This is a genomic window from Lewinellaceae bacterium (genome assembly GCA_020636105.1).
Taxonomy (GTDB): domain Bacteria; phylum Bacteroidota; class Bacteroidia; order Chitinophagales; family Saprospiraceae; genus BCD1.
Genome location: JACJYL010000002.1, coordinates 1,230,342 through 1,252,882 on the forward strand (window position 1 = coordinate 1,230,342; position 22,541 = coordinate 1,252,882).

29 protein-coding genes are annotated in these 22,541 nt (G+C 36.3%); 1 reads left to right on the forward strand and 28 read right to left on the reverse strand.

The genetic code is table 11. The features are described from left to right. The first annotated feature begins 4 nt into the window (after positions 1-4). Entirely contained in the window at positions 5-940 is a 936-nt protein-coding gene (locus H6571_21940) for a DUF1738 domain-containing protein (protein MCB9326415.1), read from the forward strand. A 115-nt stretch (positions 941-1,055) separates the two neighbouring features. Here H6571_21940 and H6571_21945 read toward each other — a convergent pair whose 3' ends face one another. The 28 genes from H6571_21945 to H6571_22080 form a co-directional block, all read right to left on the reverse strand. Then, the gene (locus H6571_21945) at positions 1,056-1,394 is read right to left on the reverse strand and encodes a hypothetical protein (GenBank protein MCB9326416.1); all 339 of its coding nucleotides are present in this window, start codon (positions 1,392-1,394) and stop codon (positions 1,056-1,058) included. A 14-nt stretch (positions 1,395-1,408) separates the two neighbouring features. Then, the gene (locus H6571_21950; protein ID MCB9326417.1) at positions 1,409-3,109 is read right to left on the reverse strand and encodes a multicopper oxidase domain-containing protein; all 1,701 of its coding nucleotides are present in this window, start codon (positions 3,107-3,109) and stop codon (positions 1,409-1,411) included. A 129-nt stretch (positions 3,110-3,238) separates the two neighbouring features. Then, the gene (locus H6571_21955) at positions 3,239-4,543 is read right to left on the reverse strand and encodes an APC family permease (protein ID MCB9326418.1); all 1,305 of its coding nucleotides are present in this window, start codon (positions 4,541-4,543) and stop codon (positions 3,239-3,241) included. 73 nt (positions 4,544-4,616) lie between these two features. Next, positions 4,617-4,886, reverse strand: coding sequence for a hypothetical protein (locus tag H6571_21960; GenBank protein MCB9326419.1), 270 nt, complete (start codon positions 4,884-4,886; stop codon positions 4,617-4,619). A 38-nt stretch (positions 4,887-4,924) separates the two neighbouring features. Beyond that, a complete protein-coding gene (locus H6571_21965; GenBank protein ID MCB9326420.1) occupies positions 4,925-5,152 on the reverse strand; it encodes an SHOCT domain-containing protein in 228 nt (75 codons plus the stop codon). Positions 5,153-5,205: 53 nt separating this feature from the next. After that, positions 5,206-5,400 (reverse strand): SHOCT domain-containing protein, encoded by a 195-nt coding sequence (locus H6571_21970; protein MCB9326421.1) that lies wholly within the window; start codon positions 5,398-5,400, stop codon positions 5,206-5,208. Between the two features lie 12 nt (positions 5,401-5,412). After that, positions 5,413-5,937 carry a hypothetical protein gene (locus H6571_21975; protein ID MCB9326422.1) on the reverse strand — a complete coding sequence of 175 codons (525 nt, stop codon included), beginning with the start codon at positions 5,935-5,937 and terminating at the stop codon, positions 5,413-5,415. Between the two features lie 87 nt (positions 5,938-6,024). Then, on the reverse strand, positions 6,025-8,394 hold the full coding sequence (locus H6571_21980) for a multicopper oxidase domain-containing protein (protein ID MCB9326423.1): 2,370 nt from the start codon (positions 8,392-8,394) through the stop codon (positions 6,025-6,027). 329 nt (positions 8,395-8,723) lie between these two features. Next, the gene (locus H6571_21985; protein ID MCB9326424.1) at positions 8,724-8,882 is read right to left on the reverse strand and encodes a hypothetical protein; all 159 of its coding nucleotides are present in this window, start codon (positions 8,880-8,882) and stop codon (positions 8,724-8,726) included. A 4-nt stretch (positions 8,883-8,886) separates the two neighbouring features. Continuing rightward, positions 8,887-10,131: an MFS transporter gene (locus H6571_21990; GenBank protein MCB9326425.1), complete on the reverse strand. Its 1,245-nt coding sequence runs from the start codon at positions 10,129-10,131 to the stop codon at positions 8,887-8,889. Beyond that, positions 10,128-10,271, reverse strand: coding sequence for a hypothetical protein (locus H6571_21995; GenBank protein ID MCB9326426.1), 144 nt, complete (start codon positions 10,269-10,271; stop codon positions 10,128-10,130). The genes H6571_21990 and H6571_21995 overlap by 4 nt, the downstream gene beginning before the upstream one ends. A 22-nt stretch (positions 10,272-10,293) precedes the next feature. Beyond that, complete coding sequence (locus H6571_22000; GenBank protein ID MCB9326427.1) at positions 10,294-10,992, reverse strand: hypothetical protein; 699 nt, start codon at positions 10,990-10,992, stop codon at positions 10,294-10,296. A 102-nt stretch (positions 10,993-11,094) separates the two neighbouring features. Continuing rightward, positions 11,095-12,156 carry a class I fructose-bisphosphate aldolase gene (locus tag H6571_22005; GenBank protein ID MCB9326428.1) on the reverse strand — a complete coding sequence of 354 codons (1,062 nt, stop codon included), beginning with the start codon at positions 12,154-12,156 and terminating at the stop codon, positions 11,095-11,097. Positions 12,157-12,261: 105 nt separating this feature from the next. Continuing rightward, positions 12,262-13,188, reverse strand: coding sequence for an alpha/beta hydrolase (locus H6571_22010; protein ID MCB9326429.1), 927 nt, complete (start codon positions 13,186-13,188; stop codon positions 12,262-12,264). Positions 13,189-13,260: 72 nt separating this feature from the next. Continuing rightward, positions 13,261-14,097, reverse strand: coding sequence for a restriction endonuclease (locus H6571_22015; protein ID MCB9326430.1), 837 nt, complete (start codon positions 14,095-14,097; stop codon positions 13,261-13,263). Next, on the reverse strand, positions 14,094-15,149 hold the full coding sequence (locus tag H6571_22020) for a type II glyceraldehyde-3-phosphate dehydrogenase (protein MCB9326431.1): 1,056 nt from the start codon (positions 15,147-15,149) through the stop codon (positions 14,094-14,096). Before H6571_22020 ends, H6571_22015 begins: the two co-directional genes overlap by 4 nt. A gap of 39 nt (positions 15,150-15,188) precedes the next feature. Continuing rightward, complete coding sequence (locus H6571_22025; protein MCB9326432.1) at positions 15,189-15,461, reverse strand: hypothetical protein; 273 nt, start codon at positions 15,459-15,461, stop codon at positions 15,189-15,191. A gap of 15 nt (positions 15,462-15,476) precedes the next feature. Beyond that, positions 15,477-16,019 carry a hypothetical protein gene (locus H6571_22030; protein MCB9326433.1) on the reverse strand — a complete coding sequence of 181 codons (543 nt, stop codon included), beginning with the start codon at positions 16,017-16,019 and terminating at the stop codon, positions 15,477-15,479. A gap of 199 nt (positions 16,020-16,218) precedes the next feature. After that, positions 16,219-17,043 (reverse strand): ATP-binding protein, encoded by an 825-nt coding sequence (locus H6571_22035; protein MCB9326434.1) that lies wholly within the window; start codon positions 17,041-17,043, stop codon positions 16,219-16,221. A 155-nt stretch (positions 17,044-17,198) separates the two neighbouring features. Beyond that, positions 17,199-17,624 carry a hypothetical protein gene (locus H6571_22040; protein MCB9326435.1) on the reverse strand — a complete coding sequence of 142 codons (426 nt, stop codon included), beginning with the start codon at positions 17,622-17,624 and terminating at the stop codon, positions 17,199-17,201. Between the two features lie 54 nt (positions 17,625-17,678). Then, on the reverse strand, positions 17,679-17,939 hold the full coding sequence (locus tag H6571_22045; GenBank protein MCB9326436.1) for a cytochrome c: 261 nt from the start codon (positions 17,937-17,939) through the stop codon (positions 17,679-17,681). A gap of 31 nt (positions 17,940-17,970) precedes the next feature. Further along, positions 17,971-19,185, reverse strand: a complete 1,215-nt coding sequence (locus H6571_22050; GenBank protein MCB9326437.1) for a hypothetical protein — start codon at positions 19,183-19,185, stop codon at positions 17,971-17,973. 49 nt (positions 19,186-19,234) lie between these two features. After that, positions 19,235-19,660: a cytochrome c gene (locus H6571_22055; protein ID MCB9326438.1), complete on the reverse strand. Its 426-nt coding sequence runs from the start codon at positions 19,658-19,660 to the stop codon at positions 19,235-19,237. 128 nt (positions 19,661-19,788) lie between these two features. Next, positions 19,789-20,622 (reverse strand): universal stress protein, encoded by an 834-nt coding sequence (locus tag H6571_22060; protein MCB9326439.1) that lies wholly within the window; start codon positions 20,620-20,622, stop codon positions 19,789-19,791. Continuing rightward, positions 20,622-21,269, reverse strand: coding sequence for an L-2-amino-thiazoline-4-carboxylic acid hydrolase (locus H6571_22065; GenBank protein MCB9326440.1), 648 nt, complete (start codon positions 21,267-21,269; stop codon positions 20,622-20,624). Before H6571_22065 ends, H6571_22060 begins: the two co-directional genes overlap by 1 nt. Positions 21,270-21,289: 20 nt before the next feature. Further along, entirely contained in the window at positions 21,290-21,628 is a 339-nt protein-coding gene (locus H6571_22070) for a P-II family nitrogen regulator (protein ID MCB9326441.1), read from the reverse strand. Positions 21,629-21,677: 49 nt separating this feature from the next. Continuing rightward, positions 21,678-21,941 (reverse strand): hypothetical protein, encoded by a 264-nt coding sequence (locus H6571_22075; protein ID MCB9326442.1) that lies wholly within the window; start codon positions 21,939-21,941, stop codon positions 21,678-21,680. A gap of 160 nt (positions 21,942-22,101) precedes the next feature. Then, entirely contained in the window at positions 22,102-22,536 is a 435-nt protein-coding gene (locus H6571_22080) for a hypothetical protein (protein MCB9326443.1), read from the reverse strand. Positions 22,537-22,541: the final 5 nt, after the last annotated feature.

The following is a 22,541-nucleotide window of genomic DNA, read 5'->3' on the forward strand; positions in this document are numbered from 1 at the left end:
TACCATGAAAAAATCTAACCACACCAATGGAAAGGTTAACCTTTACCAGGTTGTAACAAACCAAATTATTGATCTACTTGAAAATCAAAAACTGACGTGGGATAAACCGTGGGTGGCGATAACCTCCGACGGTAAACGAGCACATAATGTAACCTCCCAAAGAACCTATTCAGGCATAAATCAAATTCTGTTATCAATTAGGCAGATTGAATCTGGATATCCATTCAGCGGATGGTTGACGTTTAATCAGGTAAAAAAACTTGGAGGTCGGGTACTTTCCGGTCATAAGTCCTCGGAAATTTTCTTTACTCAATTAGTCTATTACGACAAAAACGGTAAACGATACGATTACGAGCAAATACAGGAGATGTCCGAGAAAGAACAATATGATTTAAGGAAGTATTTAATACTTCGGCACTATAATGTTTTTAACCTTGCTCAAACCTCAGGTCTTGAAGATTCTTTCTATGAAAGAGAAGATATTCCGGTTCTTCCAAATTCAGAGAAGGATGAAAGTGCAGAGCGTTTGATTAATAACACAGATGCAAGCATTATACACTGGCCAAGTAACGAAGCATTTTACAATTCGATCAATGATGTGATTTGCCTGCCCAAACGTGAACAATTTAAAGGCAAGACTGCCTACTACGAAACTGTATTACATGAACTTGGCCATTGGACAGGTCACCCACTACGGCTTAATCGTAATTTGAAAAATGTATTCGATTCAGAAGATTATGCAAAAGAAGAATTGGTAGCTGAGCTTTGTTCATCCTTTCTTTGTGCTGAACTTGGATTTTCGAAAACTATTACCAATAACGCTGCCTATATTCAAAACTGGATTGATGTTTTAAATAATGACTATCAATTCATCTTCAAAGCTGTGAAAAGTGCGGAAAAGGCAGCGATGTATATTGATTCATTTCAAGGAGTAACCTAAAATGGTTACTCCTTTTTATTGTAGGCTTCACCCGTTTAAAACCACCTCCTTAGGTGGTGGATAGTCGAGGATAAAGATTTTTATTTACTTACACTAATAGTAAATTCTATCCAATCTATTTGAGCGTTTCCAAGCCTAAAACTTCAAACTTTTTCTCCTTATGATTATATTGTGCCATAAGATTTGAGACTGCAAACCTAGGAGCTATACTGGGATTATGTATTTTTGATGTACCTTGGCGGTATACAATATCTATTGTCCCTAAGATAAAGTCAATTTTGAATGGAGTACCCTGGAAAATTGAATTAGAAAGATGATTAAAATATCTATCTTCCATAAAAACGGATCTTACTTCGTCAATTTCAAAGTTTTTAAAAGTTCCTAAATTTTCAATATGGTTTTTCACTTCAATTGAAATTGCCTGTTTAAGGGATTTTATTTCCGATAAGTCCATAAAGTTGGTTTTAATTAATTTTTTATCACCTTAAATGTACGATTCATATCCATATCTTTCACCTTAAGATAATAAACTCCTGAAGAATAATTAGACAAGCCGAAAGATTCAAGATTTTTACTCGTTTCCCTTTGTTCTAAAAGTTGACCGGAAGTATTAAAAAGTTCAATTACAGAAGGTTTTAGGCCTTTTAGCGTTACAGATTGAGTAGTTGGGTTAGGGTAAAGGGAAATGGACTCCCCTTCAAATTCATGTATTCCTGTTGAATAATCAACTACGGTAAATTGTCCCATCATTCCTTCATCTTCATGAGTTAACATATGGCAATGATACATGTAAGGAACTTCATCATCGGCAAAATCTTCGAATTTTGTAATAAACCGGATACTCCCAAATTGTGGCGGTATTAAAACTACATCCTTTCGGCCCTGCTCATTTTCAGGCACCGGTACACCGTTACGAGTCAGCAAATAAAATTGGACATCATGAATATGGAATGGATGAGCTATCATGGTTTGATTGGTAATCTCCCAAATTTCCACATTATCTAATGGAATGACTTGATTAATAACATTTAAATCAAAGCTATTGCCGTCAATAACAAAGGGGCCATTTACCATTCCACTTGGGCCAAAAGCTTCTGGGGTGAAAAGTAAATTTCGGGTTGTATCAACATCATTTTGATCCCATGGGGTAAGCATAGTCAAATGGGTTGGAATAGTTGTGACGCCTCCAGATGGTTCATCAACATTTATTTGCAGGATGTTAAAATCAGCTCCATTTAATGGGTTGGAACTATATCCAGGGATCGTCATTTGAGCATTCATACCTACCTGTAATGCCCCGTAAAATCCAGTAGGTAATTCGGAAGCATAACTCTTAAGGAAAATACTTTGCCCTTCATTAGAGGCCAGATCAATAAGTATTTCAGCCCTTTCTCCCGGAGCTAATGGCAATCGGGTTAATTCAATCGGCTGACTTAAAAGTCCTCCATCGGAAGCAATCTGAAAAAAGGTTAAATTATTTGAAAGTCCCAAATTAAAAATACGCTGGGAAGCACCATTCAATAATCTGAGCCTGACCACCTGGGCAGGAACATTAACAAAGGGATTTCGGGTCGCATTAACCAAAACAGTAGTATCCATCGCATTAGCACCAAGCACTATTTGTTTATCGGCATCAAAAGTTTTAGTCTGAATGACTATTGGAAAATCATCTATACCGTAAGTACGTGGTAAATCAAGTGTTGCTTCCTCTTCATCCTGAACGATGATAAAGCCGGCGATTCCCTGTAAAACATGATCGTTTGTTTTTTCATGCAGGTGCGGATGATACCAATAAGTAGCTGCATTATCCATTACTGTAAATTGGGGATTCCAGGTTTCCTCCGCGGCAATAACGGTATGAGGTCCTCCATCATTTGCAGCGGAGACGTGCATGCCGTGCCAATGAATGGTGGTGCTTTCTCCAATTAAATTATTTACAGTAATGCTAACTTCCTGTCCTTTTTCAAGCATTAAAGTTGGCCCAAGAATATTGCCATTTACACCCATAGTAGCAGTACTTGTACCTGGGTAAAATTCAACACTCCCCTGCTGAAGGGTTAAATCAATATTTTCACCGGAAAGTATTGGAGGAATAAGTAATGGATTTTGAGCAATGCCTGTGTACGAAATAAATAAAACCAATTGGATGAAAAATAGAATTTTGTGCATAATGTAAGTTTGGTAAAAAGTAAAATTATAGTTTGGGTTTTAAAAATAAGTTCGTGCTCTTACAACTTTGCTTTTATTTCAAAATTTATCCGTCTGTAGTATTGCATTTGTGACAATTACTTCAAAGTCTTATTCTCCATCTTTAATAGGGATTGATTGCAGGAACCATTTTTCACCGATAAAAATCAAAACCATTAATACGGCTGCAACGATAAGTACAAGGATGTCTTTTGAACCCTTCACCCACAAAAATGCTCCCAGAACAATGGAATCAAGAATTATAGCTGTGATAATAATGGATGCTTTCGCCTGAATTTCTTCTCGGATATGTTTAAGGACCCCCCAATGGATCATGATGTCCATTACCAAATAAAGTATAGCACCCAAAGAGGCAATTCTGCTTAAGTCAAAAAACACGGTGAGAATAATAGCGATAACCGCAGTGTAAACCAGCATGTGTTTCTGAATGCTTCCAGACATTCCAAAATGACTGTGCGGTATCAAATCCATATTAGTCAACATAGCCGTCATTCTGGAAACAGCAAACATGCTGGCTATGATTCCTGAAATAGTGGCCACAATAGCAATACCAACAGTGAACCAAAGTCCAATTTTTCCGAAAGCGGGTTGTGCTGCCTCAGCAAGGGAATAATCCTTTGCTTTAATAATTTCAGGAATGGATAAGTTGGCGGATACGGCAAATGCTACAAGCACGTAAACTGCCGTACAGATAAGCAAAGAAATTATAATTGCCCGTCCAACATTTTTATGAGGTTTCACTATCTCATCACCACTATTGGTAATAGTAGTAAAGCCTTTGTATGCGAGGATAGACAATGCTAACGCACCTAAGTAACTGGCAACAGAATAATCGGGCATTGATTCCGGGATGGCTTCACCAAATGAAAAACCAGCTGCCCATAGCCCTGCTATTGCAAAAATAGAAATGCCTCCAATTTTGAGAATTGCCATCGCCAGAGAAGACTTTTCTATGAACTTATTACCTGATATATTGATCAGAAAAGCTACAATAATGAGTAAAACGCCTAATAATGGTGTCAAAAAGGTGTTGTCTCCACTGTCGAATAATTGAAGGGTATATGTACCAAAAGTCCGGGCAACAAGACTTTCGTTAATGATCATTGAAAAAGCCATTAAAAGGGCCGCTGACGCTGTAATGGCTCCTTTACCGTATGCCTTGTTCAGGTACTTGGCAATTCCTCCTGCCGATGGATAGGCATTCGACATTTTAATATAAGTATAAGCACTAAAGGCAGAAATAACTGCACCTACCAGAAAAACAAAAGGAAACAACTCACCTGAAAGCTCTGCCACTTGCCCAAGTAGGGCGAAGATACCTGCACCAATCATTACGCCCGTTCCTAATGAAACAGCTCCTGTTAAAGTCAAACTATTTTTCTTGTAGTTACTCATTTATGTTCTGTTTTATTCCATTATTGAGTTCCTGTAATCGCTCCATAATTGGTTATTTATTATGATTTTTTCTTCAGGTCTTTTTCCAGTTGTAAATTGTTCCGGTTAAGAACCCGGTTATCCATCCTAAGCCGAAAGTCAGGGCGATGCCGGCAATGGATTGTCCGGCAGGTACGTTCATCCGGCTTACTGATGATACATCCAATCCGTGTAGAATGCTGTTAAAAAACCAGGTTGTTCCATCTTGCCCCGCAATCAACATCAGGCACATACAACCGAGGTATAATATGACACCTGTTGTTCCAAGAGCCAATCCAAGTTTATTTGAATTTATAGTATGCATGATTTAAAAAGTTTTTGTTAAAAAATTATTACAAACCTTTAATTGATGACATCCCTCTCTAAAATTGCTTTACGTTCTTCGTATTCCTCTTTTGTAATAGAACCTTCAGCGAATCTTTTTTGTAAAATTTCGAGGGGACTTTTTTGCCTTTTTCGTTTACCGGGAATTTCGTATGGTGTGGCAAAAATCCAGATGAGGAATATTATCCATAAAATCCACCAAATGAGGTGCATGCCCCAAAAATGAGAACCTTCATAAAAATGCATAATGATTGATTTTAAGTGAGAAGGAAAATTTCCTTCTCACGGTTAGTATTTATTTATTCACCTTCTTTAAGTGCAGCTCTTCTTTCTTCGTATTCTTCCTCAGTAATTTCGCCTTTAGCAAATCGGTGTTTCAAGATGTCAATGGGAGAATCTTTCTTCTTTCCAAATGAAAAATCACCGTTCTTTTTCCCAAAATGCCACACCGCCCAAACGATACCTGCTAACAGGATAATCCAGAAATACATCATGTCTTTAGGGTTTTATTGGTTATGAGACTTTTGATTATCTCCATTCTTACCTTCCATCATATTACCCATGTCCATACCTTTATCGCCCATCATTTTCATACAGGACTGCATACATTCTTCGCTCATCATCCCTTCCTTGTTCATCATTTGCATCATGTTTCCCATCATCTTTCCGTCCTTCATCATGTTTCCCATCATGTTTCCCATCATGTTTCCGTCCTTCATCATTTCTCCCATCATGTTCTGCATCATTTCGGGCTTATCCTTCATCATTTTCATCATATTGTCGTCGCCCATCATCAGGTCTTTCATTCCGTCATGTTCCTTCATCATCATCTTTGCGTGTTCGTTGTTCATCGTGGCTTCCATAAACCCGGTCATCATTTCATGGTCCGCAGCAATTTTTTCAAACACCTGCTGACGGGTTGTTTCATTTTGTAAAAGCTGGTCAACATTGACTGCATTATTGCAACTTGTGATTAGCAATAACCCAATGGCTATTGTCGTAAATAAGAAAATGGTTTTGAAATTCTTCATTATTTGAAATTTTTAAAAGTGAGTAATATATATTTAGTTAGAAGGTCGCTCATATTGGCAGCAACCAGTTAAGTTATTTGAAGTGTTTTAAAACCGAATGCTCAATCCACCCCCTCCGCCAAATCTGTTATCATAACTTGCAGTCAGGGATATATTTTTAGAAAGCAGATATTCTGCTCCCGCACTCCACACTATTTCGCTTTCATAATTTTTATCCTTTTCAAAATGGGTTACTACTCCAAAGTCAGCGAGGTATTCGTAATAACCAAAAACAGAGAATCGAGGAAACAACATCACACTCCTGCCAATACCAATACGAAGGCGCAATTTAGTGTCCGCACGCACATCGAGGTCAAATAGATAAGGCGTGAGAAAACGCAAACCACCTATGCCAACCACGTCGTATAAACCAAGACTGTCTGGCGTGGTATTCTCTACATTCACTCCTGCGAATACACTTGCATAATCGTATATATAACGTTGATAGGAAAACTCGGCTTCCAGATTTTCATTATAGCCAACCTCCGCTCTAAGATTGAATTGGTTACGGGTATTCGAGGATACGAGATCAATTGAACTCATGTGTGAAGCTGCGTCCAATGTTCCCCATGTGTAAAACATATCTGTTTCGTGAATCAGCTTTTTTAAGGGATACTTTGCCATGCGTTCGTCTCTTGGCGTATCATAACTAAAAACACGGGCCATGCCTGACATCATGTGATACAGAATATGGCAATGAAAAAACCAATCACCATATTCGTTGTCATAAAATTCAATGGTCACCTCCTGCATGGGTGGAACATTGACGGTATGCTTTAAAGGAGAGTATTCCCCATTTTTATTCAATACCCGAAAGAAATGACCGTGCAGGTGCATCGGGTGGTGCATCATTGTCAGGTTGTTGAGTGTGATACGAGTAACTTCCCCTTGCTTGATTTTGATTTTATCGGTTTCTGTAAGTGGGATACCATTTATACTCCAGATGTAACGATTCATATTACCCGTCAGGTTAAGCAGAATTTCTTTGACTGGTGCACCTTCGGGGAAAGTCGTTTTATGGGGTGATTTTAAAAAATCATAACTGAAATCGTCACTCATATTCATCCCTGCCATTTCAATATCACCCATGTTCATTTTTTCTTTGGGAATAGCATCCATTGGCATGTCCATCTTCATTTTAGGCATGGAATCCTGCGGCATCCTCCTATTATCTTTCATTTCATTATGATGCTGCATTTCTGGCATGGGCTTTTTATCCTCCTTCATTTCAATATTGCCATGATTCATCTCTTCCATATCACTCCTATTGTCCATTCGCATCCCATATTTTTCTTTCAAGGCAAATGGGTCATCGTTTTTAGGATTGGCTTTAAGGGCAGGTGCGCCCATTTTCATGTTCATTTTTGCCATCGCTTTCATCATGGCTATTTTATCAGGTCTTGGCACATCAGGAGCAGCCATCAACATACCCTGTCCCAAGAAAGCAGAAGTTTGACCCAACCCATCTTGGGCAGTTGCCCGAATTTCCAGCTTGCCATTTTCTGGAATAGTCACAATGAAGTCATACGTTTCTGCTACCGCAAAAAGCAGCTTCTCTTTTTGAACGGGGACAACATCCAGTCCGTCATTGGCGACCAGTAATGGCGTTTTCCCACCGAACGTCAGCCAGAAATAAGTTGAGGCAGCCGCATTTATCATCCGTAATCTGACTTTTTCGCCTGCCTTAAATTCTGAATATTCTTGTGTAGCTTTTCCATTGGTTAAAAATGCAGGATAATAGATATCGGCAATATCGGCACTCTCCATTCGCTGTTTCCAAAAATTGAACTGTGCGCCCAAGGCTCCTTTGGCAATGACTTGATTGAGAGGGGTAGCTGTTCCTTTTTTGATACCAAACCATTCATTACCTCTTTTCAAATTTCGCAACACATTCATGGGTTTATCATCTGTCCAATCAGACAAGACAATCACCAAGTCTTTATCATAGTTTAGAGTTTTTTCTTTAGGTTCAATAACAATAGAGCCGTACACGCCTGATTGTTCCTGCAACATGGTGTGGGAATGATACCAATATGTACCAGATTGTTTTAAAGCAAATTCATAGGTAAAGGTTTCCCCAGGCCTAATAGGTGGTGTAGTCAGATAAGGAACACCGTCGTAAAAGTTGGGTAATAATAGACCATGCCAATGCACCGATGTTTCCACGTTCATGTTATTGGTTACATGAATTTTGGCGTAGTCGCCTTCTGTAAAACGAAGCGTTGGGCCAGGGATGGAATTGTTAATTGTCATTCCCATCACTTCTTTCCCTGTGATATTGACCGATTTTTTGTCAATGGTCAGGTGGTATTCCCTCACGGGCAAATTATCCACATTACCTTCGTAGGAAGGAGTGGATTGTGCAATGCTTACCGTAGAAAAATATAAAACAAATAATATAAAAAGTGAATATTTCATTAGCGTTATTACTTTCAATTTAATGGTTATGAATGCCCTGTCGAATAATTAAAGCTCGCTCCTCGGAAGGATTTTTGAAGTCTTTTGTAAATTAATACTTCTCTTTTTTTAAATGCTCAGTACAAGCAATTAGGGCTTATTTGGAATAGACCAAAGAGTATTGAACCAGTCATGCAGAACATGGAGGTTTAAATGTAAATGAAAATAAACGCTATAAAAGGAATGATTCAAAAAGGACAGGGATATCCCTCGATATATACTGCTGATTTTGTTCATTTTATGAATTAAACATCTACAATAATAACAATTTTTCTGCTAAAAAGTTTTATTCAATTTCGTTGTAAGTGGTTCACCAAACTCCTTCTTTCTACAACTATTTTAATCGGAAACGCTTTGGATAAATTTATTGAAAGAACAGAACCAACTGCTCCGTATCCTCCAATGATCAATATTTTGTCCTTTTCTAATTTCATTTTCACTCCTTCCATTTTATTAATTTTTGACTGTAATAATTCTTTCTCTAATTCCAAGAATCAATGCTACTCCAATAGCAATTATCCCAGCTAAGAAATAAGGCAATGAACTGTTGACTGTTAATAACCAACTCCCTGCAATAGGTCCTATTACTTGCCCAAGACTGTCAGTAGATTTTTGAATCCCCAAGGCACTTCCAGAAGTTTCTCCACCTTTAAGAGATATTAACGAGGTAATATTAGGGATGATAAAAGCTCCTCCTAATGCCAATATTCCAATTATTATCAATACAGATATTAACTGATCGGCATTTATCAAAAGTAATATGCCTAATCCAAAAATGAAGTATCCTAAAATAAGTTGATGGTGTCCAGGTATTTTCTCTACTACTTTTTTTGAAACTACAAATGGTTGTAATATTGCCATCACAAAAGCACAAACCATAAAGCCATATCCAATAGCAATCGCATCAAACTGTAATTCATTTTTGGAATAAATCGAAAAGACAGCTTCAAACAATGTAAGAGTGACTTGATAAATAAATGATAAAATCAAAAGTGGGAATAGCTTCTCTACCATTAATTGCCATTTCATTGGAGGATCTTTTTCTTTTATTTTTCTTGAATCTTTATTACCTAGTTCGCTTTGTAATCCTTTTTCCGCCATTGACAATAACAATATCCCTACAAATACAAGAAAAAAGAATGGAATGGAATAATCATTTATCAGAAAGTGACCAAACTTAAAGTTTAAATGTAAATCCGTTTGACTTAAAATACCTCCTATAAAAGGACCTGCAACAATTCCTAAACTATACGAAGTACCAGCATACGCAATTCCACGAGCTCGATTCTCTTTAGTCGTTAAGTCACTTATTAAAGCATAACTGACTGGAATAACAGCAGAGATGAATACCCCTCCTATTATTCTAGCTAAATAAAGCATCCAAAGAGATGTGGAAATTCCAATCAAAAACTGCATAATTATAAATCCTAGTATTCCAATTATGAGAAGTGGTCTTCTCCCCAATTTGTCAGACCACCGTCCCCAAAGTGGAGCAAATAACATTTGAAAAAAAGGAAAGATGCTAGTCAAGAATCCTATGTGAAAAATGATACTTTCATCAGTAGCTCCAGCTCCTAATGCTAGTCGCTCTGTATAAAATGGCAGGACTGGTAAAATCACACCATACCCTAGAGCTACTATAAATAGGGTGGCAAATACCGTTACCAGTTTAGAATTGAAAAACGCCTTCCCTCTCATATCTTTTTTCCGATTTTACGCTTTAACAATTGTGCATTGATAGCAACAATAATGGTACTCAAGCTCATAAAAACAGCCCCTATTACAGGACTCATCGCTTCAGCATAAGTTCCATAAGCATCTACTAGTACTCCTTTCATTCCATCTTTAGATTGTCTTGATTTATTTTAAAATTTCTATGGTAAAATAATCTCCAATTTTATCTGTAAATTTTTGTTTTATTATCCCTTTCTCCATATCTATCTCTTCGAAATATTTATATTCTATTGAGGTAACTTTAATACCTATCACGTAGGCTCTTATTGACATTTCTCCACTCACACGAAAAGAGTTTTCCAAAGGCATCACTTTTCTATTTGTTATAGATATATTACTTTTCGTTCCGAAAAAACCAACCACACCGTCCTTGAAATTAAGACTAAAATTGAAGTCATTTAATTTGGAAAGCTGCCTCCATCCAGAAGGATACATTATAGCTCCATCTTCCATATCTACTACCAACGACCGTTTGGATTTTTTGCCAGCAAAAGGGAAAACTCCCATCAGTACTTGTTTCGACTCGGGTGAACAAACAAGGTTAGTTTGTGAAGCATCTCTCAATGTGCCATCAGGTTCATAAGTGATAACTGTCATTTTGGTTTCTATTTTTTCACCTTCTTTTTTGACTTTTCCGACTTCAATAATTTGGTAATTAATGAGCTTTGCTTGTTTGTTAAAATTACTTCGTTTATAGCGATTGCCATCCACTTGAAAAATCAACATTCCGTCATCTACCTGACCGAGCAAAGGATTTGTATTTCCAAATTGGAACAGAAAAATAAAAAAAGGCAACAATGATATTTTGGAAAAAAATATTTTCATTTTTAGGTTATTGTTTTTTCTTTTTCATAATTTTTGAGTGTTAATGCCGAGGTGCTTGAGTTTTAAAACATTTAAATTATTCTTCATCATTTTTACTTGCAGTTAGGCAATAGTGATTGTTTCTTCCAGGTAAACTTGTTGGACACTATTGATAATTTCTACACCTTTTTTCATGGGTTGCTGAAATGCTTTTCTGCCGAGAATCAATCCCATTCCTCCAGCACGTTTGTTGATAACAGCAGTTCTTACTGCTTCCGCCAAATCAGATTCTCCCTTTGAACCACCACCTGAATTTATCAAACCAATCTGTCCCATATAGCAATTAGCTACCTGAAATCGGCAGAGGTCAATTGGATGGTCGGAAGAAAGAGCTTGATACATTTCTTCATTATATTTTCCGAATTGAATATCCCTAAAACCATAATTGTTGACTGGTAATTTTTGCTTGATAATATCTGCTTGAATGGTCACGCCAAGATGATTAGCTTGCCCCGTCAAATCTGCGGATGCATGATAATCTTGTTCTTTGGTTTTAAAATTATCGTTACGCGTATAACACCAAAGAATGGTTGCCATTCCCAATTCGTGAGCTTGGGAAAATGCTTGAGCAATTTCTTGTAGTTGTCTATTGCTTTCTTTTGAGCCAAAATAGATAGTGGCACCAACAGCTACAGCTCCTAAATTCCATGCTTCCCGAACATTGCCAAAAAGTATTTGGTCATATTTATTTGGATAAGTCATCAATTCATTATGATTAATTTTTACAATGAAAGGAATTTTATGAGCGTACTTTCTGCTATTAAGTGCTAGCACTCCAAAGGTGGAAGCTACCGCATTGCACCCTGCTTCAATTGCCAAATGGATTATGTTTTCAGGTTTGAAATAAATTGGATTTTTATAAAATGAAAATGCTGCGCTATGCTCAACTCCTTGATCAACCGGAAGAATACTTAAATAACCTGTACCCCCTAAATTTCCATTTTCAAAAAGCTGTGTTAGGCTTCTCAAGACTTGAGGACTACGATTACTATTGATAAATACTTTGTCTAAAAAATCTGAAGAAGGAAGTTCTAACGATTCATTCGGTATTAATTTACATTGATGACTCAATAATTTTTCAGCATCATTTCCAAGTAATTCGATAATTTTATTGTTGACTGTCATTTTATTGATTTTAATTTTTTAAGAAATTAATGCTACAATAGATTATGAAGCGTATGCAGCAACCATTCAATCAAAGTCCTTTTCCTATGTAGTTGAATTTTCATTCTACTTAGATTTCTTTTTGACTATTTGAGTACTTTCAGATACTCCTTCATCCTGTCCAAAAAAATCTTGTATCAAAGACCAGACTTTCGATGGTTCTGCTAGATAAACCTGATGATCAGCTTCAGGTAACCCTACATATTTTGCATAATTGAAAATAGGAAGCAATTCTTCCATATTTTCAATAGGAGCTGCTGAATCATTTTCACCATGAATAAATAAAATTTTCTTATTCTTAATTTTGGAAGCCAATTGAACTAAGTCAGTATTTATTATCACCTCATCTAAAGTGCGATAATAACTTATCCAAGTGTGCTTACCAACATCTCTAAAAATATCCATAGGAATATTTTTAGGTCGGAAAAAATCGGTTATATAAAGAGGATGAAAAAAACACACAAACTTATATCTTGAATCTACACTGATGCTGTCCCATAAAGAAGACTTACTAAATCTATTCTTGATGGCCTCTTTTCCATTATAATTGGGAAGCCCAATAAGGGCTAAACCCTCTAACCAATCAGGATATTTCCCAACAAGTCCCATACTCAATATTGCCCCTAACGAATGTCCAATAACCATACAATTGCCAGAATCAAATCCTTCCTTTTTAATTACCTTTCCTATTGCCATCAAATGTTCTTCAATGTCATATTTGCTTTTAGGTTTGGGAGAATCACCAAACCCTAAAAGGTCAATCAACAAAAAAGAATTTGATTTTGGTAAATCTCCTAATCCTCCTTTCCAATATTTTAAAGAACCAGTCAAACCGTGTAGAAGAATTATTTTTCTTGTACCGTTTCCAATTCGCTCATAGTTGAGTATCATTTTTTCAAAATCATAAGTAGGCGACATGATTCCGTGGAGGTATCCACGGAGTGCGACTGCTGCTAGAAATAGTAATATGATTATTAAAATATAGGTTAACATTTTTCTAGGTGTTTAAACATTTGAATTTGATTAACAACCTGTTTTCTGAATGGGAAAAGAATTTCATTGTTTTTAAATTTCACAGAGTGCTTTGGCTTCCGCCAATACTTTTTTTATTCTCGTTTCTTGTAAGCCAATACTCAATAATATTTTTTCATCCTTACTAATATCTTTACAGAGGACTATCATTTTTTCCAACAATAATTGTTTTTCTCTTTTGGTCAAAGTTGTCAAACAGGTAACCGGATGTAAGCCCGAAGCATCAATTCGTTCTTTAAGGCTTCCTTTTTTCGGATGATTCCAACCCAATAAATACAATCCTATGCAAGTTCCATATTGGATAGCATCAGTTGTAAATCGAGTATTGGTCGCTACCCAGCCTTGATGGAATTTTGTGTCGTGTCCAGTTTTTTTCTTCCATTGTTTTTCTATATCCAAAAAACGGGATTGGATATATAGAGGAATTTTAACATTGCAATTTCGGCTACTATCGCTGTGGAATTTGCATTCAATCATAAAATGCTGATTGTCTTTTTCTGCGATAACATCTACCTCGTGTTGGACACAATGCCCTTTTACTATTTGTCCAACTTTAACATTGAAACCTTCATATTTCAAAATTTCAGCAATGTATCTTTCAAAAGGAAATCCAGTAGGCCCCAATTGCATGATGGCTTTTTTCAGTTTGTACTTCGCTGCTGTAGGACTAGGCGTTTTTCGTAACATTGAAAAGGCTTTTTTGTAGATTTCCTTGGTGTGCATCCCTTCATATAATGTCTTTGAAATTTTCAAAGCGATATTTTGAGTGATTTCCTCAGATGCACCCGAGCTTTTCAACGAATTTTTTAATTTATCAATTTCAAAAGGTACTTTCTCGCCATTAGCTTTAATGATGGTTATTGGTTTCATTTTTCTACTTTTGTTGATTTCAAAAAGAAACTCCCTCTAATTCCTAAAGAGGCATTGGTTTGAGAGGTCGACTTTTTCACATCCAATTCAATTCCTGTCAATGCCCGAATAGCATCAATGGTTTCAGGAATCACAATGGCTTGGTTATCCACTAAGTAGGCGTAGTATAATTCATCACCTTCTACTTTTAGCATATCTTCCCAAATAGCGACTTCGTACATGTCACCATGTGGTCGGCCTAGGTCAAGCATCAATTCTTTCACCGCATTATTGGCAGAAAGCCCTTCATCGTATTGGATAAATGCAATTCGAGAAGAGGTTCGTAATGCTTTCAATACTTCTTCTTTGGATGCCTCCCTAGTCAGTCGAACTGTCCAATAATGTAAATGACTAAGTGTTTCTGGAACTTTTACAGCAGCAGTTATTACATCTAGTTCTGGGTCAACACTTTTAGCATCGGGTCCTTGGTGACTAGGAATTTCTTTTTCAGGTACAAGCGTATTCATGATTCCATTCAGATGACTTTCCCAAGGGTCAGTTGCTCGACGTAAAAGTGTGCCTCTGGCATTTTTGAGTAAGCCAGCATTTTTTAAAGCAGTTAAAGTTCGAACGATTGAGGTCGTATTACAAGAGACCACTCTTACGGCTTCCTTTCCAATGGCTTTTTCATAATTGGATTCTGCTACAAAAGAAAGTCCTGTGGTTTCATGTTTTTCTCCTCCTTGTACAATGTATTTCACATTGGCTTGTCGGTAACGCTCTGCATTTTGTGCGCCGAATTTTTTGGGTGCACAGTCCACGACTATATCAACTTTAGTAAGAAGTTCATCCAATGTCCCATGTGTTTCTATTCCAGCGGCATTCATCTTTTCAACTGTCGACTGGTCAAAACCATAGATTGGAATTTCTTTGATTCCAGCTACTTTAATTCGCCAATCTGTCGCTACATCACAAATACCTATCAGCTCCATATCAGTTTGTAATGCTACAGCATCTGCTACTCGCTTTCCAATTACGCCGTATCCATTGACGGCTACTTTTATCTTTTTCATCTGTTTAAAAATTTATTAATTCTTTCATTTATTTAGAATTTATTTTTTATTTTTTGAAGTTTGACAGCATCCAGGCAGTTCATTTTTTTGAGATTGTACACCTTCTTTTTGTATTGCGAGGTACAGATCCCTATAATCAGATTCTATCAGATTTGCTACCTGATTTGTGAGTTTAGGGTCAGAAATGGCCAGGGTCAACATTGCTTCAATAGCTTCTTTGAAAAACACACTGTCGTTTTCTAACATTTGAAAAAAGTATTCCTTTTCATCTATTACCTGGAATCGGATTTTATTATTATCAGCTGACTTCATAATTTTACCTGTAGTTCAAAATTTATCCGTCTGGAGTATTGCATTTGTAACAATTACTTCAAAGTCTTCTTTAAAATTAATAGGCAATTCAAGATCCAACTCCTTAAGATTTAAGTTTAGGACCAAACCTAACATACATGCAATTTGATCAGAATCTCCAATGTGGTGTAGTTCTCCTTTTCCCTCAATAAGTTTTTTTTGATTTGACATTTCTAACCACCCCTGAAAGCCAAAATTTAAAGGGGGATGTTTTTTTGTATTGATAAATTCTAAATCCAACTTTCCTTTAAAAACTATTTCATCCGTGTTATTCCTCAACATTTGATTTAAAGTATCAATGGTTGTTTCTAATGTACCCAGTTTGAATCGAATTATAATTTCAGTGGTCTCATAATCCAACTTTATAGAAAGATTATTGGTCTGCAATTTTATTGGCTGCTCTTCATAACTTCCATTAACAAGGAGGGTGGCATGTTGTGTGAAATAAATTTCGTCTTGAGAATATATTACGGACGTGCAAAAAAGAAGTATTATGGATGATAACAATAGATTTTTCATTATTCCTGATTTTAAAGAAGTAAAGAATTTTAATTTAAAATATCTACATGATTAACTCGGTCCCCTGAACCATTACTCCAACGCGAACGTGAAATCCCTGGTGTTTCAAAATTCCTCCAAGGTTTTTTCAAAAGGATAACCACTTGGCCCTAGCTCTTGGATTGCTTTCTTTAGCTTATATTTAGCAACCACTAGCTCCTTAATGCTCTTTTTTAAGATTGAGGTAATTGACAGCTTCTTTTACCGTAAGTTGTTTAGTTGAATTCCCCGCTCTTAAATAAAAAATGGTTTTCCCATCAAGGTTGACATAAACAGGTGAAAAAGACTCGTTTATTTCAAGGCTACAGATATCCTTTCCATCAATATTGTAAAATAATATGCGAACTAATGCACAATTTTCTGTTCCCAGATGAGCAGAAATTAATTGCATTAATTTTAGCTCGAAGCCATCACGATTTTTCTTTTTCAATGAATGATAATCTTGTTCTAGCCCCAAAATTCCACCATCGTCATCAACGCCAAGTAATAAAGTTCCACCTCTGGCATTTAAAAAACCAGCAATAGTTTTCAGGAAAACTTTTTCCAGCGTTTTGTTAACCGTATTATTATTGTAGTCGAATCTGAGGGAAGATTTAAATTCAACTTTTTCACTTTCTCCCTCGGCAATTAATAGTTGAATATTTTTACCTAATTGGGCTTCCTGAGCTTTAAGTGTTTTATTCTTTTTTAAAATCATTTTATAATAAATGCCTGACCCAAGTCCAACCAAGCCACCGATTACTATAAAAGTCGTTGACATTCCCATCATATGAAGAGAAAATGAATCCTGAATTCTTCTGCCCATTACTTCCCATAATAAAGCGAAACTAAATGTTGTATTGCTAAATTCGAACCAGTAAATAACCATAGTTAATGGATGAATGATGAAGTAAAAAATAGCAATACCGATTATAAGATGTGAAATAATAATTTTGCGCTTAAGCAAACTTTTAATTTTATCACTCACATCAATTTGTCTTTCCATTATTAAGCAGGATATATTTTTTAAAAAACAACAACTTCACACCTGAATTATCAAAAAAAAAATAAGCCAAGTCAGGTAATGAAAGTTGCTGCTAAATAAATCAAATCGTGAATCTTTTCACTCGTCTACTGAGATCCACTTCACAAGGCTACCACTTATTCCGGATGCACAGGTTCATGTAATAATCTTAATTCTTCCATCCACTCATTCGTCTCTGTATTATGATCATATCCATGTTCGTCACCATGATCACAACAATTATTGTTCATGTTGATCATTGAACCTCCTTCGTGACGATGATCATCAAAATCATTTCCATGGCTATAATTTTCATGGTGATAATCAAACATAGAATCAAACTGATGATATAACTCATCATATTGAGCGATAGTTATTGAATCACAAGCTGTTGCCACATCGGAGCAGAGCACCAGGGACTCATTATATTGTACTGCTTTTTCATAAGCTTCCTCCATACTTTCAAGAGCAATCAAGTCTGCTTCGGAAAGACTATCTTTGTTTTTGTTGCAAGCCATAAGGAATAATAATCCCAAAACGGGAATCAAATATTTAAAATTCATAATTAAAATAGTTTATTAAAAAAATGTGTTTATAGAAAATGTGTTTGGAACCATCTAATTTGCTGTTTTCAAAAAGTCCACAATTTTAAGTGCTTCATCTTCCGTTAAGTTAGCTCTTATTCTCATATGCAAAACAGCTATATCCCACTCCGTATCGCTGAATGTCTCCGGAGAAGGTGCATTGTGACAACGGAGGCAATTTTCTCCCCATAATTGAGCTCCGGATTTAGCTGCTGACAATTGACTAGTGGAAGAGCAGCTATTTATAAAAAATCCAATTGTGAACATTGCCAAAACAAATATTAAGAATGATATTTTTTTCATGATTAGTTTATTTATGTGAAAATTAAAACCCTATAGCCCAATGAATAAAGAAGACATTACCAGTGACTTCCTCCCCGTGTACGTCCGGCACATCTGGTTCGTCATGCGCAGCTTCCGCTGAACCACTTATTCTATAGCTAAATTTGAGTACTGTGCGCCAATCAAACCAATAATTAATACCTAAATCCAATTGGGTTTGATCTACTTCCCACTCGGATCCTTCAGGTGTTATTAAAGTTGAATAGCGGCCTGCAAATTCAATATTTCTAATAAAATTATTATCTACCAGGGCAGGGCGCAAAGAAAGTTGAGCAAACCAGGTTGAACTGGAGTTGTCAAAAGTGATAAATTCTCCAGGATTTTCGTGATCCGGATATTCTGCATCATCCACTTTAACCGAGCTATATTGAGCCTTAAAATCAAGGACACTGCTCAGAGATGAAATCATCGTAACATAAGACATATCGAAGGCGAAGTGCAGTGCATTTACGTCCTCAAGTTTGGTCCCTGCTGCACCTACTTTTCCATACATACCTGAAAACCCCAATTCTAAGCTGGAGTTTGACATGGGGAATATTCCCAATCTACCGCCAATAGTTTTTCCTTTATTATTATCAGGGAAAATAGCATGATGTAAGACTCCAGCTTCTTCAGGCTCTTCCACTCCATCATTTAGTTGAGAACCATTCACTGCATATATAGAATAATTTAGCTTTAAATTTCCAAGGTAGGAGCCACCTCTTAACTCAATCCCAATATCATTTGTGGGAATTATCCCATCATGACCGGCACCCAATGGACCGCCAGGAAATTTATTAATCCAGGCGGGATGTAAATTGGGTACAAAAATCCCAAAAGGAACCAGAAATTTACCAGCTCTAACTGTAAGGCTTTTATTGAGAATATAAGACATGTTTGCATATTCCACACCAAATTCGACTTCCCCTCCTACAAGTTCCAACTCCAATTCACTTTCAAAAAGCAGTTTGTCAGATTGTTTATAGATAAAAAGTGGATTGAAAGACCCTCCAACAAAACTGAATTTTTCTTCAGTAACCTGTAACCCGGAATGGGCGTAACCTCGTAGTAAAAAACCGCTTGTCCCTGGCCTGTAGGAATCAATTTTCTGTGATAACGCTTGTATCTGCCCTATAGTATCTATTTCCTGAGCCTGTACATTTGCAGTAAAACCAAATACCAATGAAACCAGAGAGAATAATATTAAACGTACTTTCATAATTGAATCTTTTTTTATTCACAATTTGTTATGAATTGGTTATAAAATATCATTTTTTCAGAGTGGTAATATAATTTACCAATTGCCATCGCTGCTCTTCTGTTAAAACAGTTTTATATGATGCCATTGGCGCTTTCCCTTCGGTTAATTTCCAATAGATTGCACCATCCGATTGTTTAAAAAAAGCTTCTTTTGTAAAATTGGCTGGCCGAGGTTTTAAACTCATGCCTGCCATACCATCCCCTTTACCTTTGTCTCCATGGCAAATGGCACAGTAAAGTTTGTAGAGCGATTTCCCTGAATCCGTTGCAGTTTTATCGGCCTTTAGTGGATTTTTTAAACTATTTGCGCTTTTCGGTGCGGTCCAGGATGATTGCCCAAATGTCTCTTCGATTGGAACGGTGAGAGCAATCATTAAAACAATAAGTGTAAATATTCCTTTTCGGAACTTGTAAGAAGATTTTTTTTTATACATCATGATATATTTTTGAGTGTAAACTGATACGAAAGTGTAGGCCCACGCCTATTTATTCCTTTCCAGATATATTAATCAAGAGAATATTTCTGTGAATATTTGTTTGAGAATATCCCTTTTAAAAAAAACTATAATTTTATACTCAATACTGGCAGGATCGATTGATTGGCTACCTTTTCAGCGATGCCAGATGAGAACAATCGTTGTAGGCCACTTTTTCCGTGAGTACAAATCGCGATCAAATCCATTGATTTTTTAACTGTAAATTCTTTTATCCCTTCCTCGATGGATGTGGCATTGATAACGTTCCTGGAACAGCTATCTTCTCGATTACAGTGTGTCATAACTCGATCCATATTTTGAGAAGTCTCAGCAGATTCCTCAAATTGACCAGGAGTATTGATAAAAAGTAGATCAATGTGCGCTTCAAGCACATCAGCAAAATCTGTTAATGTATGAAACGAAGCTCTGGACACATCTCTAAAGTCTGAAACAAAAACGATGTTTTTTACAGGAGTCTTAATAGGTTTTTTAATTATTAAGACAGGTACAGTTGCATTTCTTAGAATAAATTGGGCATTGCTCCCAATAATTTTTTTTAACAATCCTTTTGAACCATTCGACCCCATGACTAAAAAATCGTGATTCCGATCTTTAATATGTAAGAATAATTCTTCCCATTTTGGGACATAAACCAAAGAATTTTTGGCTCTTACATTGCTGTTTTTGGCTTTATCAACCCATTGCACTAAATTGGAACTAGCGAAACTAATAGCACGAAGTGTATCCGGATATAATTTTTCTTTCTCCTTTGGCAACTTTACCCAATCTACATGAGTTTCAAGCAAATGAAAAAAATTAATTTTCGCCCCAGACATTTGACCAAGCTGTATCCCATATTCCGCTGCAGCATTGGCGCATGCTGAAAAATCTGTTGTGATGAGGATGTTTTTCATTATCATTATTTTTTTTTCAAATCAGCATCATTTACCTTCCATCTAAAATCACATTTATCAAATCCTTCTGCTATACTTCCTGTTCTTTCTAATTCGGAATTCCATAATTGAGCTAAAGGAAAATCAAGGGCACACCAGGTATTTGAACAAAAGGATGAAAGTTTATGTGCTTTAAAATAATCTGCTACCGGGCATTTTGTACAATTAAACCCAACCATTGAGTAATCTGTCTGAACTTCTTCCCAATGATAAGAAGGGCTATTAAATGGAAAAAACCTGAACAATTGGGTAGCTTTTAGTACCCTGTCATAACCACTTCGATTTCCTCCCTTAGCTATCCACCATGAAAATTTCCCCATTTTTTTGTAAACCTGCCATGCAATATCATAAAACAACTGGGTTGCAACTTTTTCATTTTGACCTCTTGCTGTGACTTCCACATAAAAGCCTCTGGACATAGCAGCAAGGTGTACCATGATTGCTCCTCCCAGGGTCGGCATTTTAGGCACTTCTTTTTTAAATTGTAAATACCTTTGCCAATAGCCATCCAGTATTTCCTGAATTTCTTTAAAATTATATTGACTAATTAACACTTTTTGAGCAGCGCTTGCAGCCTGCCATTTAAACCACTGTAAAATTAGTATTCGAATCATATTGATATTATTGTAGAAAATTAATAGGCTTCTTCTCCTTTTTTTCCATTCCGAACTTTGTATAATTCCCCCACATCAACTGTGTATATAATTCCATCGCCTGATCGTCCTGTTTTACCATATTTTTGAATAATTTTTATTATTTGTTCGGCGTCATTTTCAGGGCAGACTATTTCGATCTTTACAACTTTACTGTGCATAAAAGGGAATTTGAAACTAGGAAAATCTACATCGGGATCAGTATACATTCCTGTTCCTTCACTTTCCGTTAAAGTCATGCAACAAAAACCATTGGTTCTTAAAGCTTTGCATACCTCAGGTACTTTTATGTGCCTTATAAATGCTTTGATTTCTTTCATGATAAGTGGTATTTTTGAATAAATTTATTGTGTATAAACTTAAGTTGAATTAAATTTCTTTGCAGCACCCTTTAATTCCTTTTTCATTTTCTTTTCCAAGTACTTTTTTCATAATAACCAGATAAAGATTTCTGTAATCTGACTCTATCAAGTCAGCCACATCAAATGTTAATTTTGGATCTGAAATGATCAAAGTCAACATCACTTCCAGCGTTTCATTAAATAATTGTTCGTCGTTTTCCAGAACCTGGAAGAGATTTTCCTTTCCCTCCGGCGTTTGAAAATATTCGTGACTTAAAAGCGGTGAATACATGGTTGCATGATTTTTAGTGCTGAAGAAAGTGTTCAATTAACTGTGCCTGTGAGCTTCTAAATCCTTGATAATCAATAACAATTTGAACTTTGAACCTGGAACTTTGAACAGACCCGTGCTGAACATCGTGATGGCCTGCCTTTTTTTTCATTTCACTATCCTAATCTTTATTCATATCCATTTTCATTCCCTTATCCGTCATCATTTTCATGCATGATTCCATACATTCATCGCTCATCATTTCTTCCTGGTTCATCATTTTCATCATTTGCTCCATCATTTTCCCATCCTTCATCATATCACTCATCATGTTGTTCATCATTGCCGGTTTGTCCTTCATCATTTTCATCATGGTACCATCTCCCATCATCATTCCCATCATTTCATCGTTGCCTTTCATCATCATCATCGCATGATCGTTCGACTTCATTCTGTTCATAAATTCGGTCATCATTTCATGGTCTTCCAAAATAGCACCAAATAATTGGTCTTTAGTTTCTGTAATTTCAAGTAGGGAGTTGACGTCAGTTTGTTGATCACAGCTCGACAAGAAAAAAGTAAATACTACGAGAAAAAAAATAATAGTCTTTTTCATGATTC

What these genes read in the sequence shown, in the direction of transcription:
- H6571_21940 (MCB9326415.1), top strand. Translation starts at nt 5, where the DNA reads ATGAAAAAATCTAACCACACCAATGGAAAGGTTAACCTTTACCAGGTT.
- H6571_21945 (MCB9326416.1), bottom strand. Translation starts at nt 1,394, where the DNA reads ATGGACTTATCGGAAATAAAATCCCTTAAACAGGCAATTTCAATTGAA.
- H6571_21950 (MCB9326417.1), bottom strand. Translation starts at nt 3,109, where the DNA reads ATGCACAAAATTCTATTTTTCATCCAATTGGTTTTATTTATTTCGTAC.
- H6571_21955 (MCB9326418.1), bottom strand. Translation starts at nt 4,543, where the DNA reads ATGAGTAACTACAAGAAAAATAGTTTGACTTTAACAGGAGCTGTTTCA.
- H6571_21960 (MCB9326419.1), bottom strand. Translation starts at nt 4,886, where the DNA reads ATGCATACTATAAATTCAAATAAACTTGGATTGGCTCTTGGAACAACA.
- H6571_21965 (MCB9326420.1), bottom strand. Translation starts at nt 5,152, where the DNA reads ATGCATTTTTATGAAGGTTCTCATTTTTGGGGCATGCACCTCATTTGG.
- H6571_21970 (MCB9326421.1), bottom strand. Translation starts at nt 5,400, where the DNA reads ATGATGTATTTCTGGATTATCCTGTTAGCAGGTATCGTTTGGGCGGTG.
- H6571_21975 (MCB9326422.1), bottom strand. Translation starts at nt 5,937, where the DNA reads ATGAAGAATTTCAAAACCATTTTCTTATTTACGACAATAGCCATTGGG.
- H6571_21980 (MCB9326423.1), bottom strand. Translation starts at nt 8,394, where the DNA reads ATGAAATATTCACTTTTTATATTATTTGTTTTATATTTTTCTACGGTA.
- H6571_21985 (MCB9326424.1), bottom strand. Translation starts at nt 8,882, where the DNA reads ATGGAAGGAGTGAAAATGAAATTAGAAAAGGACAAAATATTGATCATT.
- H6571_21990 (MCB9326425.1), bottom strand. Translation starts at nt 10,131, where the DNA reads ATGAGAGGGAAGGCGTTTTTCAATTCTAAACTGGTAACGGTATTTGCC.
- H6571_21995 (MCB9326426.1), bottom strand. Translation starts at nt 10,271, where the DNA reads ATGAAAGGAGTACTAGTAGATGCTTATGGAACTTATGCTGAAGCGATG.
- H6571_22000 (MCB9326427.1), bottom strand. Translation starts at nt 10,992, where the DNA reads ATGAAAATATTTTTTTCCAAAATATCATTGTTGCCTTTTTTTATTTTT.
- H6571_22005 (MCB9326428.1), bottom strand. Translation starts at nt 12,156, where the DNA reads ATGACAGTCAACAATAAAATTATCGAATTACTTGGAAATGATGCTGAA.
- H6571_22010 (MCB9326429.1), bottom strand. Translation starts at nt 13,188, where the DNA reads ATGTTAACCTATATTTTAATAATCATATTACTATTTCTAGCAGCAGTC.
- H6571_22015 (MCB9326430.1), bottom strand. Translation starts at nt 14,097, where the DNA reads ATGAAACCAATAACCATCATTAAAGCTAATGGCGAGAAAGTACCTTTT.
- H6571_22020 (MCB9326431.1), bottom strand. Translation starts at nt 15,149, where the DNA reads ATGAAAAAGATAAAAGTAGCCGTCAATGGATACGGCGTAATTGGAAAG.
- H6571_22025 (MCB9326432.1), bottom strand. Translation starts at nt 15,461, where the DNA reads ATGAAGTCAGCTGATAATAATAAAATCCGATTCCAGGTAATAGATGAA.
- H6571_22030 (MCB9326433.1), bottom strand. Translation starts at nt 16,019, where the DNA reads ATGAAAAATCTATTGTTATCATCCATAATACTTCTTTTTTGCACGTCC.
- H6571_22035 (MCB9326434.1), bottom strand. Translation starts at nt 17,043, where the DNA reads ATGGAAAGACAAATTGATGTGAGTGATAAAATTAAAAGTTTGCTTAAG.
- H6571_22040 (MCB9326435.1), bottom strand. Translation starts at nt 17,624, where the DNA reads ATGAATTTTAAATATTTGATTCCCGTTTTGGGATTATTATTCCTTATG.
- H6571_22050 (MCB9326437.1), bottom strand. Translation starts at nt 19,185, where the DNA reads ATGAAAGTACGTTTAATATTATTCTCTCTGGTTTCATTGGTATTTGGT.
- H6571_22055 (MCB9326438.1), bottom strand. Translation starts at nt 19,660, where the DNA reads ATGTATAAAAAAAAATCTTCTTACAAGTTCCGAAAAGGAATATTTACA.
- H6571_22060 (MCB9326439.1), bottom strand. Translation starts at nt 20,622, where the DNA reads ATGATAATGAAAAACATCCTCATCACAACAGATTTTTCAGCATGCGCC.
- H6571_22065 (MCB9326440.1), bottom strand. Translation starts at nt 21,269, where the DNA reads ATGATTCGAATACTAATTTTACAGTGGTTTAAATGGCAGGCTGCAAGC.
- H6571_22070 (MCB9326441.1), bottom strand. Translation starts at nt 21,628, where the DNA reads ATGAAAGAAATCAAAGCATTTATAAGGCACATAAAAGTACCTGAGGTA.
- H6571_22075 (MCB9326442.1), bottom strand. Translation starts at nt 21,941, where the DNA reads ATGTATTCACCGCTTTTAAGTCACGAATATTTTCAAACGCCGGAGGGA.
- H6571_22080 (MCB9326443.1), bottom strand. Translation starts at nt 22,536, where the DNA reads ATGAAAAAGACTATTATTTTTTTTCTCGTAGTATTTACTTTTTTCTTG.